This window comes from Pseudomonas sp. App30 (assembly GCF_047947025.1).
Lineage (GTDB): Bacteria > Pseudomonadota > Gammaproteobacteria > Pseudomonadales > Pseudomonadaceae > Aquipseudomonas.
In genome coordinates this window covers 6,646,349-6,662,033 of sequence record NZ_CP133165.1, presented here as the reverse complement: position 1 = coordinate 6,662,033, position 15,685 = coordinate 6,646,349, and the positions used below count along the sequence as shown (strand labels likewise).

Annotated in this window: 14 protein-coding genes; 13 read left to right on the top strand and 1 reads right to left on the bottom strand. The window is 66.6% G+C overall.

Annotated features, from left to right (window positions below; all coding sequences use genetic code 11):
* The first annotated feature begins 19 nt into the window (after nt 1–19).
* The 8 genes from paaK (at nt 20) to RAM80_RS30660 (ending at nt 8,562) form a co-directional block, all read left to right on the top strand.
* Nucleotides 20–1,330 (top strand): phenylacetate--CoA ligase PaaK, encoded by a 1,311-nt coding sequence (gene paaK, locus RAM80_RS30695; protein ID WP_416424125.1) that lies wholly within the window; start codon nt 20–22, stop codon nt 1,328–1,330.
* 217 nt (nt 1,331–1,547) lie between these two features.
* Nucleotides 1,548–2,537, top strand: a complete 990-nt coding sequence (gene paaA / locus RAM80_RS30690; protein WP_416424124.1) for a 1,2-phenylacetyl-CoA epoxidase subunit PaaA — start codon at nt 1,548–1,550, stop codon at nt 2,535–2,537.
* A gap of 14 nt (nt 2,538–2,551) precedes the next feature.
* Entirely contained in the window at nt 2,552–2,833 is a 282-nt protein-coding gene (gene paaB, locus RAM80_RS30685; protein ID WP_416424123.1) for a 1,2-phenylacetyl-CoA epoxidase subunit PaaB, read from the top strand.
* Nucleotides 2,834–2,841: 8 nt separating this feature from the next.
* The gene (gene paaC, locus RAM80_RS30680; RefSeq protein ID WP_416424122.1) at nt 2,842–3,603 is read left to right on the top strand and encodes a 1,2-phenylacetyl-CoA epoxidase subunit PaaC; all 762 of its coding nucleotides are present in this window, start codon (nt 2,842–2,844) and stop codon (nt 3,601–3,603) included.
* Nucleotides 3,590–4,123: a 1,2-phenylacetyl-CoA epoxidase subunit PaaD gene (paaD, locus tag RAM80_RS30675; protein WP_416424121.1), complete on the top strand. Its 534-nt coding sequence runs from the start codon at nt 3,590–3,592 to the stop codon at nt 4,121–4,123. Before paaC ends, paaD begins: the two co-directional genes overlap by 14 nt.
* Nucleotides 4,124–4,142: 19 nt before the next feature.
* A complete protein-coding gene (gene paaE / locus RAM80_RS30670; RefSeq protein WP_416424120.1) occupies nt 4,143–5,219 on the top strand; it encodes a 1,2-phenylacetyl-CoA epoxidase subunit PaaE in 1,077 nt (358 codons plus the stop codon).
* A 112-nt stretch (nt 5,220–5,331) separates the two neighbouring features.
* Nucleotides 5,332–7,380, top strand: coding sequence for a phenylacetic acid degradation bifunctional protein PaaZ (gene paaZ / locus RAM80_RS30665; RefSeq protein WP_416424119.1), 2,049 nt, complete (start codon nt 5,332–5,334; stop codon nt 7,378–7,380).
* A 282-nt stretch (nt 7,381–7,662) separates the two neighbouring features.
* A complete protein-coding gene (locus RAM80_RS30660) occupies nt 7,663–8,562 on the top strand; it encodes a helix-turn-helix domain-containing protein (protein WP_416424118.1) in 900 nt (299 codons plus the stop codon).
* A gap of 90 nt (nt 8,563–8,652) precedes the next feature.
* Here RAM80_RS30660 and RAM80_RS30655 read toward each other — a convergent pair whose 3' ends face one another.
* On the bottom strand, nt 8,653–9,681 hold the full coding sequence (locus RAM80_RS30655; protein WP_416424117.1) for a LacI family DNA-binding transcriptional regulator: 1,029 nt from the start codon (nt 9,679–9,681) through the stop codon (nt 8,653–8,655).
* Nucleotides 9,682–9,877: 196 nt separating this feature from the next.
* Between RAM80_RS30655 and RAM80_RS30650 the strand changes: the two genes are divergently transcribed.
* The 5 genes from RAM80_RS30650 to RAM80_RS30630 all read left to right on the top strand — a co-directional run bounded on the left by RAM80_RS30650 (nt 9,878) and on the right by RAM80_RS30630 (nt 15,680).
* Nucleotides 9,878–10,906 carry a Gfo/Idh/MocA family oxidoreductase gene (locus tag RAM80_RS30650; protein ID WP_416424116.1) on the top strand — a complete coding sequence of 343 codons (1,029 nt, stop codon included), beginning with the start codon at nt 9,878–9,880 and terminating at the stop codon, nt 10,904–10,906.
* Complete coding sequence (locus tag RAM80_RS30645; protein ID WP_416424115.1) at nt 10,903–11,862, top strand: sugar phosphate isomerase/epimerase family protein; 960 nt, start codon at nt 10,903–10,905, stop codon at nt 11,860–11,862. Before RAM80_RS30650 ends, RAM80_RS30645 begins: the two co-directional genes overlap by 4 nt.
* A 95-nt stretch (nt 11,863–11,957) precedes the next feature.
* Nucleotides 11,958–13,382 carry a sugar porter family MFS transporter gene (locus RAM80_RS30640; protein ID WP_416424114.1) on the top strand — a complete coding sequence of 475 codons (1,425 nt, stop codon included), beginning with the start codon at nt 11,958–11,960 and terminating at the stop codon, nt 13,380–13,382.
* A gap of 109 nt (nt 13,383–13,491) precedes the next feature.
* Nucleotides 13,492–14,772 (top strand): AAA family ATPase, encoded by a 1,281-nt coding sequence (locus RAM80_RS30635; RefSeq protein WP_416424113.1) that lies wholly within the window; start codon nt 13,492–13,494, stop codon nt 14,770–14,772.
* A complete protein-coding gene (locus tag RAM80_RS30630; RefSeq protein ID WP_416424112.1) occupies nt 14,769–15,680 on the top strand; it encodes a hypothetical protein in 912 nt (303 codons plus the stop codon). The genes RAM80_RS30635 and RAM80_RS30630 overlap by 4 nt, the downstream gene beginning before the upstream one ends.
* Nucleotides 15,681–15,685 lie beyond the last annotated feature (5 nt).

Below are 15,685 nucleotides of genomic sequence, written 5' to 3'. Positions count from 1 at the left end.
GAACAATTCGAGTGAAACCATGAACATGCACCTTGACCCTGAAGCCTTGCTGGACCCGTTCGAAACCGCCAGCGTCGACCAACTGCGCGAACACCAGCTGCAGCGCCTGCGCTGGAGCCTCACCCACGCCTACCAGAACGTGCCGCTGTACCGCCAGCGCTTCGACGCCCTGGGCCTGCACCCCGACGACCTGAAGTCGCTGGACGACCTGGGCCGCTTCCCCTTCACCGGCAAGAACGACCTGCGCGACAACTACCCCTACGGCATGTTCGCCGTGCCCCAGCACGAGGTGGTGCGCCTGCACGCCTCCAGCGGCACCACCGGCAAGCCCACCGTGGTGGGCTACACCCAGAACGACATCGACACCTGGGCCAACATCGTCGCCCGCTCGATTCGCGCCGCCGGCGGCAAGCGCGGCGACAAGGTGCACATTTCCTACGGCTACGGCCTGTTCACCGGTGGCCTGGGCGCCCACTACGGCGCCGAGCGCCTGGGCTGCACGGTGATCCCCATGTCGGGTGGGCAGACCGAGAAACAGGTGCAGCTGATCCGCGACTTCAACCCCGACATCATCATGGTCACGCCCTCGTACATGCTCAACATCGCCGACGAGATCGAGCGCCAGGGCATCGACCCGCAGAAACTTGCCCTGCGCCTGGGCATCTTCGGCGCCGAACCCTGGACCGACGAGCTGCGCGGCGCCATCGAGCGCCGCCTGGGCATCGTCGCCCAGGACATCTACGGCCTGTCGGAGATCATGGGCCCGGGCGTGGCCATGGAATGCGCCGACAGCCGCGGCCACCCGACCATCTGGGAAGACCACTTCTACCCCGAAATCATCGACCCGGCCACCGGCCAGGTGCTGCCCGACGGCCAGTTCGGCGAGCTGGTGTTCACCTCCCTGAGCAAGGAGGCCCTGCCGATGATCCGCTACCGCACCCGCGACCTCACCCGGCTGTTACCCGGCAGTGGCCGGCCGATGCGGCGCATGGACAAGATCACCGGGCGCAGCGACGACATGCTGATCATCCGCGGGGTCAACGTGTTCCCCACCCAGGTGGAAGAGCAAGTGCTGAAAATCAAACAGCTCAGCGAATGCTACGAGATGCACCTGTATCGCAACGGCAACCTCGATTCGGTGGACGTCCACGTCGAACTGCGCCCCGAACAGCAGCACCTGGACCCGGCCCAGCAGCAGGCCGTGTGCAACGAGCTGAGCAAGCAGATCAAGACCTACATCGGCATCAGCACCCGCGTGCTGCTACAGCCGCTGCACTCCCTCAAGCGCTCGGAAGGCAAGGCCGCCCACGTCTTCGACAAACGCCAGTAACCCCGTAGCAGCGGCCGCAGGCCGCGTCCTTCCCCTCACCCCGCGGTGTACCTGCTGCACCGCAGCGCCCATGACGCGGCCTTGCGGCCGCTGCTACGGGATTCGTTTGCCTCGGAAACGTGATACGGAAATTTATTTGATACGCATATTTTGTGTTTGATATTTGATTCTGTATCACTTATAAAATAGCCATGCCCCCTCATGGCGGAGACCCTTCATGTACGCACAGCTAGTGGAAACCGGCGTCAAGCGCCTCAAGACCCTCGACGAGATGGACGCCCAGGAACGCGCCTTCCAGGCACGTATCGACGCTGAAATCAAGATTGAAGCCAAGAACTGGATGCCCGACGCCTACCGGCAAACCTTGATTCGCCAGATCTCCCAGCACGCCCACTCGGAAATCGTCGGCATGCTGCCCGAAGGCAACTGGGTCACCCGCGCGCCGACGCTCAAGCGCAAGCTGCAGTTGATGGCCAAGATCCAGGACGAAGCCGGCCACGGCCTGTACCTGTACAGCGCCATGGAAACCCTGGGCGCCGATCGCGATACAGAAATTGCCAAGATGCACGCCGGCAAGGCCAAGTATTCGAGCATCTTCAACTACCCCACCCTGAGCTGGGCCGACATGGGCGCGGTGGGCTGGCTGGTGGATGGCGCCGCCATCGTCAACCAGGTGGTGCTGCAGCGCACCTCCTACGGCCCCTACGCCCGGGCCATGGTGCGCATCTGCAAGGAAGAGAGCTTCCACCAGCGCCAGGGCTACGAAATGCTCCTGACCATGATGCGCCACGGCACCCAGGCCCAGAAGGACATGGTGCAGGACGCCATCAACCGCCTGTGGTGGCCGGCACTGATGATGTTCGGCCCCAGCGACGAACACTCGCCCAACAGCGCCCAGTCCATGGCCTGGAAAATCAAGCGCCAGGGCAACGACGAACTGCGCCAGCGCTTCGTCGACCAGACCATCCCGCAACTCGAACTGCTGGGCTGCACCTGCCCCGACCCGGAGCTGAAATGGAACGCCGAGACCGGCCATTACGACTTCGGTGCCATCCAGTGGGATGAATTCCACGAAGTGCTCAAGGGCAACGGCCCGTGCAACGCCGAACGCGTCTCCACCCGCAAGCAGGCCATCGAGGACGGCGCCTGGGTGCGCCAGGCCGCCGTGGCCCACGCCCGCAAACACCACAACAAGAACGCCGCCTGAGCTGGAGAAACCCCATGTCCGACTGGACCCTGTTCGAAGTCTTCGTGCGCAGCAAGCACGGCCTCAACCACAAGCACGTGGGCAGCGTGCACGCCGCCGATGCGGTCATGGCCATCGAGAACGCCCGCGAGTTGTACACCCGTCGCAGCGAAGGCGTGAGCCTGTGGGTGGTGCCTTCGGCGCTGATCACCGCCTCCTCGCCGGACGACAAGGAACCGCTGTTCGACCCGGCCGACGACAAGGTCTACCGCCACGCCAGCTTCTACGAACTGCCGCCCGAAGTGGGGCACATGTGAGGCCGACCATGAGCATCGAACACGACCTGACCCATTACCTGCTGCACCTGGGCGACAGCGCCCTGATCCAGGGCCAGCGCCTGAGCCAGTGGATCGGCCACGCGCCGGCGCTGGAAGAAGAACTGGCCCTGGCCAACGTCGGCCTCGACCTGATCGGCCAGGCGCGCCACTGGCTGGAATACGCCGCCGAGCGCCTGGCCGATGGCCGCGACGCCGACGCCCTGGCTTTCCTGCGCAACGAACGCGAGCTGCGCAACCTGCTGCTGGTGGAACAGCCCAACGGCGATTACGCGGTAACCATGCTCAAGCAGTTCTTCTACGACGCCTGGCACTTCCAGGTGCTGCACGGGCTGGCCGGTACCAGCGACGCGCGCATCGCCGGCATCGCCGCCAAGGGCCTGAAAGAGGTGACCTACCACCTGCGCCGCTCCGCCGAGTGGGTGGAGCGCCTGGGCGACGGCACCGAGGAAAGCCACGCGCGCATGCTGGCGGCGCTGCCCAAGGTCTGGCGCTTCACCGTGGAACTGGTCAACCCCAGCGCCGCCGAGCAGCGCCTGGCGGCCGCCGGGCTGATCGGCGACCCCCTGGAGGTCGCAGCGGCGTGGCGCGCCAAGGTCGCCGACGTGTTCGCCCGCGCCACCCTGCCGCTGCCCGAGCCCGCCAGCCCGTTCTACCTCGACGGCCGCGAGGGCCTGCACAGCGAACACCTGGGCCTGCTGCTGGCCGAAATGCAATACCTGCCGCGAGCCTACCCCGATGCAACCTGGTGAGCTGATCGTCAGCGACCGGGGCGCGCGACCGCAGCAGGCCGGCGACCTGGCCCAGGCCTGGGCCGTGCTGGACCAGGTCATGGACCCGGAGGTGCCGGTGGTCAGCGTGGTGGCCCTGGGCATCGTCCGCGACCTGGCCTGGGAGGCCGGGCATCTGCAGGTGGTGGTCACCCCCACCTACTCCGGCTGCCCGGCCACCGAGGTGATCGAGGGCGACATTCGCGACGCCCTGGAACAGGCCGGTTTCCCCGCCCCCAGCCTGCAACGCCAGCTGACCCCGGCCTGGACCACCGACTGGATCACCCCCCAGGGCCGCGAGCAGCTACGCGCCTACGGCATCGCCCCGCCCGAAGGCAGCACCAGCAAGCGCACGCTGCTGGGCCAGGCGCCGCAGGTGTTGTGCCCGCAGTGCGGCAGCGCCCACACCGAGCTGCTCAGCCAGTTCGGCTCCACGGCCTGCAAGGCGCTGTACCGCTGCGTCGAATGCCGCGAGCCGTTCGACTATTTCAAGTGCATCTGATGGCTACCGGAGAACAACAATGAGCCAGTTCCACAGCCTGACCATCAAGCAGGTCCGCGCCGAGACCCGCGACGCGGTGTCTATCGTGTTCGACGTGCCGGCCCACCTGCAGGACGAATTCCGCTACACCCAGGGCCAGCACCTGGTCATGCGCACCCAGCTGGATGGCGAGGAAGTGCGCCGCTCCTACTCCATCTGCACCGGGGTCAACGACAACGAGCTGCGGGTGGCAATCAAGCAGGTGGCCGGCGGGCGTTTTTCCGCCTACGCCAACCAGCACCTGCAGGCTGGCCACCAGCTTGAGGTGATGCCGCCCGCCGGCGAGTTCAGCGTGCCGCTGGACCCGGCGCGCCACGGCAGCTACCTGGCGGTGGCGGCCGGCAGCGGCATCACGCCGATCCTGTCGATCATCAAGACCACCCTGGAACACGAGCCCCACAGCCGCGTCACCCTGCTGTACGGCAACCGCTCCAGCTCCGGGGCGCTGTTCCGCGAGCAGCTGGAAGACCTCAAGAACCGCTACCTGCAACGCCTGAACCTGGTGTTCGTGTTCAGCCGCGAGCAGCAGGACGTGGACCTGTACAACGGTCGCATCGACGCCGCCAAGTGCCAGCAACTGTTCAGCCGCTGGGTGGACGTGAAAACCCTGGACGCCGCGTTCATCTGCGGCCCCCAGGCCATGACCGAGACCGTGCGCGACCAGCTCAAGGCCCATGGCATGGCCGCCCAGCGCATCCACTTCGAGCTGTTCGGCGTGGCCGACGACGGCCACAAGCGCGAGGCCCGCGAAGCGGCGCGGCAACTGGACTCGGCGGTAAGCCAGGTCACCGTGATCAGCGACGGCCGCGCCCTGGCCTTCGACCTGCCACGCAACACCGTCAGCGTGCTGGACGCCGGCAACGCCATCGGCGCCGAACTGCCCTATTCGTGCAAGGCCGGGGTGTGCTCGACCTGCAAGTGCAGGGTCATCGAGGGCGAGGTGGAGATGGACGCCAACCATGCCCTGGAGGACTACGAAGTGGCGGCGGGTTATGTCCTGTCCTGCCAGGCCTTCCCCCTCAGCCAGAAAGTCGTCCTCGATTTCGACCAAATCTGACACCCCCGTAGCAGCGGCCGCCGGCCGCGTCCCCTGCCACCACGGTGCCCCCTGACGCCGCCTGGCGGCAGCTGCTACGGGCTCATGCCCTGTTTGTTTGTGGAGATGCCTCATGACCCCTACCCTGCAATCCTTCATCGCCGGCCGCTGGGTCGGCCAGCACGGCGCGCAAACCCTGCGCAGTGCCCTCAACGGCCAGCCCCTGGCGCGCACCCACGAGGAAACCCTCGACTTCGCCGAAGCCGTGGACCACGGCCGCCGCGTCGGCAACCTGAGCCTCGGCGCCCTTGACTTCCAGCAGCGCGCCCAGCGCCTCAAGGCCCTGGCGCTGTACCTGGCCGAGCGCAAGGAACAGCTCTACGCCCTGTCCCACCACAGCGGCGCCACCCGCGCCGACAGCTGGATCGACATCGAGGGCGGCAACGCCACGCTGTTCAGCTACGCCGGCATCGGCAGCCGCGAACTGCCGTCGGGCAACGTGGTGCACGAAGGCCCGGCGTTCCCCCTGGGCAAGCTCGGCCAGTTCGCCGGCAGCCACATCCTGGTACCACGCGGCGGCCTGGCGGTGCACATCAACGCCTTCAACTTCCCCATCTGGGGCATGCTGGAAAAGTTCGCACCGTGCTTCCTTGCCGGTATGCCCTGCGTGGTCAAGCCGGCCACGGCCACCAGCTACCTGACCGAAGCGGTGGTGCGGCTGATGGATGAGTCCGGCCTGCTGCCCGCCGGCAGCCTGCAGCTGGTGATCGGCAGCACCGGCGACCTGCTCGACCGCCTGCAAGGCCAGGACCTGGTGACCTTCACCGGCTCCGCCGACACCGCCGCCAAGCTGCGCGTCACGCCCAACCTGATCCGCCATTCGGTGCCTTTCACCGCCGAGGCCGACTCGCTGAACTGCGCCATCCTGGCCCCGGACGTGACCCCGGACGACGAAGAGTTCGAGCTGTACGTGAAGGAAGTGGTGCGCGAGATGACCACCAAGGCCGGGCAGAAGTGCACCGCCATCCGCCGCGCCATCGTCCCGCGCCAGCACCTGGACGCGGTGGCCACGCGCATTCGCGAGCGCCTGGCCAAAGTGGTGGTCGGTGACCCCGCAATGGAAGGCGTACGCATGGGCGCCCTGGCCTCCCACGCCCAGCAGCGTGACGTCGGCGAGCGCCTGGCGCTGCTGCAGCAAAGCTGCGACACCCTGTTCGGCGCCGCCGACGGCTTCAGCCCGCGTGGCGAGGGCGTGGCCGAGGGCGCGTTCTTCGCCCCCACCCTGCTGCTGGCCCGCGACGCCCACGCCGAAGGCGGTGCCCATGACATCGAAGCCTTCGGCCCGGTGAGCACGCTGATGGCCTACGACGACCTGGATGAAGCCCTGGTGCTGGCCGCCCGCGGCAAAGGCAGCCTGGTCGCCAGCCTGGTCACCAGGAGCCCGCAGATTGCTGCCAAGGCCATCCCGGCCGCAGCCGCCTGGCATGGCCGCCTGTTGGTGCTGGACCGCCACGCTGCCGTCGAATCCACCGGCCACGGCTCACCGCTGCCGCAGCTCAAGCACGGCGGGCCGGGGCGTGCCGGCGGTGGTGAAGAGCTGGGCGGCCTGCGCGCCGTCAAGCACTACCTGCAACGCGCGGCCATCCAGGGTTCGCCGACCATGCTGGCGGCCATCACCGGCGAGTACGTGCGCGGCGCTGACCTCATCGAGACCGATGTGCATCCCTTCCGCCGGCACTTCCAGGACCTGCAGATCGGCGAGTCGCTGCTCACCCACCGGCGCACCGTCACCGAGGCCGATCTGGTGAACTTCGGCTGCCTGTCCGGCGACCATTTCTACATGCACTTCGACGAGCTGGCGGCGCGCCGCTCGCAGTTCGGCCAACGCATCGCCCACGGGTACTTCGTGCTGTCGGCCGCCGCCGGGCTGTTCGTCTCCCCGGGCGAAGGGCCGGTGCTGGCCAACTATGGCCTGGACACCCTGCGCTTCATCAACCCGGTGGCCATCGGCGACACCATCCGCGCGCGGCTGACCTGCAAGCGCAAGATCGACCAGGGCAAGCAGAGCCCCCAGGGCATCCCGCAGGGGGTGGTGGCCTGGGACGTGGAAGTCACCAACCAGCGCGATGAAGTGGTGGCCAGCTACGACATCCTGACCCTGGTGGTGAAGCGCGAAGGCTGAACCTTGGTGGGAGCTGGCTTGCCAGCGAGCTTTTGAGGCACGAAAAGCTCGCTGGCAAGCCAGCTCCCACCTGATGTTCGCGCCCCAATTGTTACCGTCACGGTCGCTGCGGGGGCCGTGATGGTGCATTCAGAAACATCTTGCAACACTCTCACGGACGAGAGCTTTCCCAGGCCTGTTGAAACCGCTCTAGTTCAGGGTTTTCAACAGGTTACTACGCCTACTCACAACCGGCACGGCAATTGCAATTTCAGTCCCAACCCTCATCCAGCAGGTTGCCTGATGCAGCAGTTTTTTCAGTCCGCCGACATGTCCGAACACGCCAGCCACCTCACCGGCTGGGACCAGCGCTATGACCAGTTGAGCAGCGGCCCGCTGGACGCCGCGCTGTGGGTGCGCGACGTCGGCGCCATCCGCCTGTTCCGCGAGCGGCTGAGCCAGGCCGCGATCCAGCACATGCAGCTGCCGCGCGACCACCTCAACCTGATTCTGCCGCTGGTGTGGCCACAGGGCGGCAGCGAGCAGAAATGGCTGCTCGATGGCCTCAACCTGCTGCCCAACCAGCGTGAATTTCGCACCGTCACCGGCGCCGGCATGGACGTGCTGGGGCTGTCCATTCCCTACGCCGAACTGGCCGACGTGCTGAGCGACGCCACCCTGGCCCGCTGCCGCGCCAGCCAGTCGGTGCAGGGCGTAGCCCTGCCGGCGCTGGCCCACCGGGGTGCCTGCCGCGAACTGGTGGCGTTGCTGGGCAGCCACGCCGACCAGTGCATCAAGCCGCGGCTGCTGGAACTGACCGCCAGCCTGCTCGGCGCGCTGGACGCGCAGCCCAGCCACCAGCCCAGCTTCACCACCCGCCAGTACATCGTGCAGCGTTGCCACGAGTTGGTGATGGAAGACCCCCACGGCACCGCCAGCCTGGTGGAGCTGTGCAGGCGCCTGAAGATTTCCCGGCGCACGTTGCAGTACAGCTTCCAGAGCGTCGCCGACGTCAACCCCGTGCAGTACCTGCGCTCGGTGCGCCTCAACGAGGCACGCCGCGCCCTCACCCGCCAACCCCAGGCGCGCATCAGCGACATTGCCGCGCAATGGGGGTTCGAGCACACCAGCTACTTCTGCAGCCAGTACCACAAGCTGTTCGGCGAAAAACCCTCCGACCGCCGCAGACCCAGCCCCCCGTAACAACAACTGTCTTTGTGGGAGCTGGCTTGCCAGCGAGTTTTTAGGGCCTCGACAGCTCGCTGGCAAGCCAGCTCCCACAACAGCCTCACCTCAGCCCCCCTCGCAGTTATACCGCGTATGCACCACTATCTGCGTAAACCCCGGCGCCGCGCGGCTGCCTTCCACCGCACCGCGTATCCAGCGCGCCGCCGCGGCCAGCTCACCGGCGAAGTCGTGGGAAATGACGTAGTCCATCACCCCGCTTTCCAGCATCGCCCGGGTGTGCACCGTCAGCTCATGGCCGACGAAGATCGGCCGCTGCTCAACCGGCACCGTGGCGATGGCCTGGGCCACGCCACGGTTGGCGCCGGCCACGTTATAAATGGCCGCCGGGTAATCATGCTTGGAGAAATAGCGCATCAGTTGGTCGGTCGTGGTCTGCGGGCGATCGTCGGACATCATTCGCTCATCGATCTTCAGGTACGGAAAATCCGCCCGCAGCACCCGCCGGAAGCCCATCTCGCGCTCCTGCTGGCAACGAAACGGCATGCTGTTCACCAACAGAATCTTCGCCGGCGCACGCGGCAGGCCGTTGCCGATCAATACACCCGCCACGCTGCCGGCAGCGTACTGGTCATTGCCCACGTAGGCGCTGCGGTTGGAGTTGGGCAAATCGGTGGTCAGGCACACCACGGCAACGCCCTGCCCACATAGCGTGCGAATGGCGCGGTTGATGGCCGGGTGCTCGCGCGACACCACGATCACGCCGTCGGCCGACGCCCCTTCGGCCTGCACGCGGTCGGCGAAGGCCGCCGGGTCGACCTGGCTGGTGGGCACGTACACGCCCTGCACCACTACCCCCGGCATCGAGCTGTTCACCACCGCCTCGGCCTGGGCCAGGGTGGCGTTGAAGGTCTCGCCCGAATCGCAGAACAGCTTGATCTGCAACGTGGCGCGGCCCTCGGCCAGGTCGTGGCGCAGTTTCTCCAGCGCCGCCAGCACCTTCAGGCGCGTGCACTCGCGCACGCCGGGGCGGTTGTTCAGCACCCGGTCCACGGTGGCCGGCCCCACCCGCGCGACCCGGGCGATGTCCTGCACCTTGGGGCCCTTCCATACCTGTCCCGGTGTTGCGCCGCCCATGCCATCTCCCCGTTGATGTGTTTCCCATCAAGAATAGGCCTATGGCTCAACTATTCCAGCACCTGGCGAAAAAACCCTCACGCCTGATTTGATTGAAATCACATCAGAAAGCGACCTTCGTGCTCGTTGCCGGCTGGTTTGGCGCTGCTGATAATCGGCCCACAACAACCACAACAAACCGATCAGGTACGCGAACATGAGCATACGCATCGCCGTCATTGGCGCCGGCATCATGGGCCAGGATCACGCCCGCATCATCGCCCGCGAGGTGCCCGGGGCCACCCTGCAATTGATCTGCGACCCCTCCCCTGGCCGTGCCCGCGCCGTGGCCGACCAGTTCGGCGCCGTCGACGCCAGCCACGACCCACTGCACGCCATCGCCCGCGCCGACGTCGACGCGGTGATCATCGCCAGCCCCGACGACACCCACGCCTCGCTGGCCATGGCCGCCATCAGCGCGGGCAAACCGGCCCTGTGCGAAAAACCCCTGTCGCAGAGCCCGGACGAGTGCCTGGCGGTGATCGACCGGGAGACGTCCCTGGGCCGCCAATTCATCCAGCTGGGCTTCATGCGCCGCTTCGACCCCTCTTATCGGGAAATGAAGCACGCCCTGGACACCGGCCTGATCGGCCGCGCGGTGATGATGCACAACTTCCACCGCAACGTCGAAGCGCCGGCCAACTTCAGCGGGCAGATGGCAATCAGCAACTCCGCCCCCCACGAGTTCGACGTGGCGCGCCACGTGCTGGGCACCGAGTACAGCGCCATCGCCGTGTTCCAGCCCGCCCGCAGCTCCAGCACAGGCGTCGGTGCGCCGGTGTTCATGGTGCTGGAAACCCGCGACGGCCACCTGGTGAACATCGAGGTCAACAACAACGCCGCCTACGGCTACGACGTGCGCGGCGAACTGGTGGGCGAGCAAGGCTCCATCGAGCTGGCGGCGCCGGTGCAGGCCCGCGTCAACCGCCACCTGCACGCCGGCCACCGTTACGCCGCCGACTGGCGCCCGCGCTTTGCCGACGCCTACCGCTTGCAGGACCAGGCGTTCCTTGAGTTCGTCACCACCGGCGTGTTCCCCGCCCAGGCGGCCAACGCCTGGGACGGCTACTGCGCCGCCAGCGTGGCCCAGGCCGGCATCCAGGCCCTGAACGAGGGCCGCCGGGTCACCCTGCACAGCCTCGCCACCCCTGCCCTTTACCTGTCACGCCAAGGAGCACGTCCATGAAACTGGGTTTCGTCACCGACAGCCTGGGCGGCCTGCCCTTCCAGGACGTGCTCGACCACGCGCAACGCCTGGGCGTCTCGGGCCTGGAGATCAACACCGGCGGCTGGTCCACGGCGCCGCACTTCAACCTGGCGCAGATGCTCGACAGCACCGCCTCGCGCCGCGAGCTCAAGCGCAGCTTCGAGACGCGCAACCTGGAGATCATCGCCCTCAACGCCAACGGCAACCCCCTGCACCCCACCCAACCCGAACAGGGCCAGTGCCTGAAGGACACTATTCGCGTGGCCGGCGAGCTGGGGGTCAAGACCGTGTGCACCATGTCCGGCCTGCCCGAAGGCCAGGCCGGCGACCGCATGCCCAACTGGGTGGTGGCATCGTGGCCGCCGGAAACCCAGGCCATCCTGCGCTACCAGTGGCAGGAGCGGCTGCTGCCGTTCTGGGCGGAGATCGCCGCGCTGGCCAAGGAAAACGGCGTCGAGCGCATCGCCCTCGAGCTGCACGGCAGCCAGTGCGTGTACAACGTGCGCTCGCTGCTGCAACTGCGCGCGGCCATCGGCCCGCTGATCGGCGCCAACCTCGACCCCTCGCACCTGTTCTGGATGGGCGCCGACCCGTTGGCGGCCGCCGAAGCCCTGGGCGAGGCGATTTACCACGTGCACGCCAAGGACACCCTGCTCAACACCCCGGTGCAAGCGGTCGACTCGCTGCTGGAAAACGGCTCGCTGATGGACATTGCGGCGCGCAGCTGGTCGTACATCACCCTCGGCTTCGGCCATGGCGAGCAGTGGTGGCGGCAGTTCTGCTACCGCCTGAAAATGGCCGGCTATGACGGCTGGCTGTCGGTGGAGCACGAAGACGTGCTGCTCAACAGCCTTGAAGGCCTGGAAAAATCCATCGCCCTGCTGCAAGGCGTGATGCCGGTCGCCGCCGCCGACTTCAAGCCCCAGGCCATCTGACCCACCCCGGAGCCCCCTCGATGTAACCACCGCACTGGCGCCTGCCCGCGACCCCGGCTGGGCGCCGTTCCGCAATTTCAGTCAGGAATATCACAATGACAATTAATTCCTACGGAAATACCGCTGCAGCCGACGTCGCCGCCCCCTACCTCAACGGCGAGAAACGCCAGGCACGTCGCTACCTGCAAAAGGTCACCCTGGTCGCCACCTTCGGCGGCCTGCTGTTCGGTTTTGACACCGGCGTGATCAACGGCGCCCTGCTGTACATGAAGACCGACCTGGGCCTGACGCCCTTTACCGAAGGCCTGGTGACCAGCGCGTTGCTGATCGGCGCCATGCTGGGCGCGCTGTGCAGCGGGCGCTTGTCAGACCTCAAGGGCCGGCGCCGCAGCATCCTGTTCCTGGCCGTGCTGTTCTTCATCGGCGCCCTGGGCTGCTCCCTGGCGCCCACGCTGGACGTCATGGTCGCCGCCCGTTTCCTGCTGGGGCTGGCGGTAGGCGGCGCCTCGGTGGTGGTGCCGGCGTACCTGGCGGAAATGTCGCCGTCCAACATCCGCGGGCGCATCATCACCCGCAACGAGCTGATGATCGTCACCGGGCAGTTCCTGGCCTTCACCACCAACGCCATGCTCGGCAACCTGTTCGGCGACCTCGACGGCGTGTGGCGCTGGATGCTGGCCCTGGCCACGCTGCCGGCGATAGCCCTGTGGCTGGGCATGCTCTACATGCCCGAAAGCCCGCGCTGGCTGGCCACCAAGGGCCGCCTGGGCGAAGCCCTGGCGGTGCTGAAACTGGTGCGCGAGGAATACCATGCCAAGGTCGAGATGGACGCCATTGCCCGGCAGATCGGCAACGAGAAATTCATCAAGCAAGGCGGCTGGCGCGACCTGTCGAAAAAGGGCGCGCGGCGCATCTTCTTCATCGGCATCGGCATTGCGGTGACCTCGCAGTTCACCGGGGTGAACTCGATCATGTACTTCGGCACGCAGATCCTCACCGAGGCCGGCCTGGCCCAGCGCAGCGCGCTGATCGCCAACGTGGTCAACGGCGTGATTTCCATTGGCGCCACCTTCATCGGCATCTGCCTGCTGGACCGCCTGGGCCGGCGGCCGATGATGCTGATGGGTTTTGCCGGCACCACCCTGTCGTTGCTGTTGATTGGCCTGGTGTCGGTGCTGGTCGAGCCCTCAGTGTCGCGCGCCATGCTCATCCTCGGTGCCATGGGGCTGTTCCTGGCCTCCATGCAAGGCCTGATCGGCCCGGCGTTCTGGGTGCTGCTGGCCGAGATCTTCCCGATGCGCATCCGGGGCGGCTGCATGGGCATGGCCATCGGCGCGTTCTGGCTGACCAACGTCATGATCGGCCTGTTCTTCCCCACGCTGGTGGCGACCATCGGCATTGGCCAGACCTTCTTCGTGTTCGTGGCTGCGGGGGTGCTGTCGCTGGTGTTTGTCGCGCTGTGGGTGCCCGAGACCCGGGGCAGCACACTGGAGGAGATCGAGCAGCGGTTGTACGGCTGAACCACGCCGTGGCGGGCAACCCTGGACGGGCGGTGTCCAGGGTTGCACACGCCACCCATCGCCCGCAGAATGGCTCGTCATGCCGCAGCCGCTTCCGCGAGGTTCTTTCTTGTACGCCAAATCCCTGCATATCTACGACTTCAAATGCTACGGCAAGGCGGTCCTGCGCCTGCAGTACCCGGGGCGTACTGGCAAGGGCGTGTCGGCGTTGAAGAATGTCAACCTGATACTGGGAGACAATGGCGGCGGCAAATCTTCCATCCTGCGGGCGCTGGCCATCGCCGCACTGGCGCCGGCGCTCCTGGACTCCGGTTTCGTACCGTACCGCCTGGTACGGCGGCCGGCCCTGGGGCAGGCCCCGGTCAAGGAATGCCTGCTGAAGATCGAGGCCGTGGCCACCGGCGAAGACTACTCGCCAGCCGCCCCCCGCAGCCGCAAGCTCGAACTGCTGGCGCGCCTCGAACCCCGCGGCCCGAAAGGCAGCCAGGACCGCCTGCACCTCGACAGCACCCCCGACTCCCCCATCGCCCGCCTGCTGGAGGACGACACGTCGCCGGCATTCTTCATGGTGGGCTATGGCGCAACGCGCCGGGTCGAGACCGATGACTATTCGCCCAGCAGCGCGCGCCGTTCCCGCGGCCTGCGCTACCAGCGCCTGGCCGGGCTGTTCGAAGACCAGGTGGCGCTGCGGCCGTTGCAGCCGTGGCTGGGAAAACTGCAATCGCGCAACCCACAGCGGTTCAACCGGGTGATCAACCTGCTCAACAGCGTGCTGCCGGGCAACGTCTGCTTCACCGGCGAGCAGGATGAAGAAGACGAGCAATACCTGTTCCTGTTCGATGGCGTGCCGACCCCATTCACCTCGCTTTCCGATGGCTACAAGGCCTTCATCGGCTGGGTGACCGACCTGCTGGGGCACCTCTGCGACGTGACGCCCGAGGGCAAGGCCATCGACGAGATTCCCGGCATCGTGCTGGTGGACGAGATCGACCTGCACCTGCACCCGGAATGGCAACGCGGCGTCGTGCCCTCCCTGGCCGCCGCCTTCCCGCAGCTGCAGTTTGTGTTCACCTCCCACAGCCCGCTGGTGGCCAGCACGGTAAAACGCGAGAACGTGTTCATCACCGACACCGCGCCCGGCGGCACCGCCACCGTCCGGCAGCTGGAAGAGCACGTCTACGGCAGAAGCATGGAGCAACTGCTGCTGTCCTCCTACTTCGGCATGCAGACCACGCGCCCGGAGGCGTTCCAGGCGGACGGCGAACAACTGTTCCGCAAGGCTGCCGAGGGCGACGCGAACGCCGCGCTGGATTTCCTGGCCCAGCTTACCCAAGCCGCGCCGTTACCTTCCGACCCGGATGAACGCAAGGGTGGGAAGCGGCAGGAATGATCAAATACTCCATCACACCGGCAGCCCTGGAGGATGCGATCGAAGCGGCTGTGCCCCGATGGTCGAGCAACGCCGCCAAACGCGCGCGCAAGCTGGTGCAACTGGGGGCTTTCCAGGAGAAAACCTCGATCTGGAGCCAGGTGAAACCTGTCTACATGAAGGTGCAGTTCAACAAGTGCGTGTTTTGCGAGCGACAATTCGAGAGCCCCCAGTACGGGACCATCGAGTTTGACCTTGAGCATTTTCGGCCGAAGTCATCTGTCCTGGCGTGGCCGGATCCCAGGAAGCACCCGCAGCTCGCCTATTCAGTCGCGATGGGGGACGCAGCACCAGCAGGTTATTTCTGGCTAGCCTATGACCCACTCAACTATGCCGCGTCCTGCAAGGTGTGCAACACCACGTTCAAGCTCAACTATTTCCCCGTCGCAGGCCCGCGTGGCGCGGTCAATTCGACGACAGCCGAGCTTGCGGCCGAAGCACCGTACCTGTGCTATCCCCTCGGCGCCGATGGCGAAGACCCGGAAACCCTGGTCACCTTCATCGCCACCGTTGCAGTTCCAGCCCAGGCCGATGGCCCCGGGCGGTTGCGCGGGCAGATCATCATCGACTTCTTCGGGCTCAATAAGCGCGAACAACTGCACCGTGACCGGGCACGCATGCTGGCCCTGTTCGGCCCTGCACTGCTGGCGCAGGCCCAAGGCACCGCCAGCGCCTCGGACCTGCGGCTCATCGCCAGCATGACCGAGGCCAATCTGCCGCATTGCAGCTGCTTGCGCGCCTACAAGCAGCTATGGGCACGCGATGCCGCACTTGCCCAACGGGTCTTCGAGCAGTGCCGCGAATACATGTTGAGCGAGGCAGGCACAGCGCCTCCTTACGACCACGATCGCGCCGCAAGCATCGGCTGAACCGG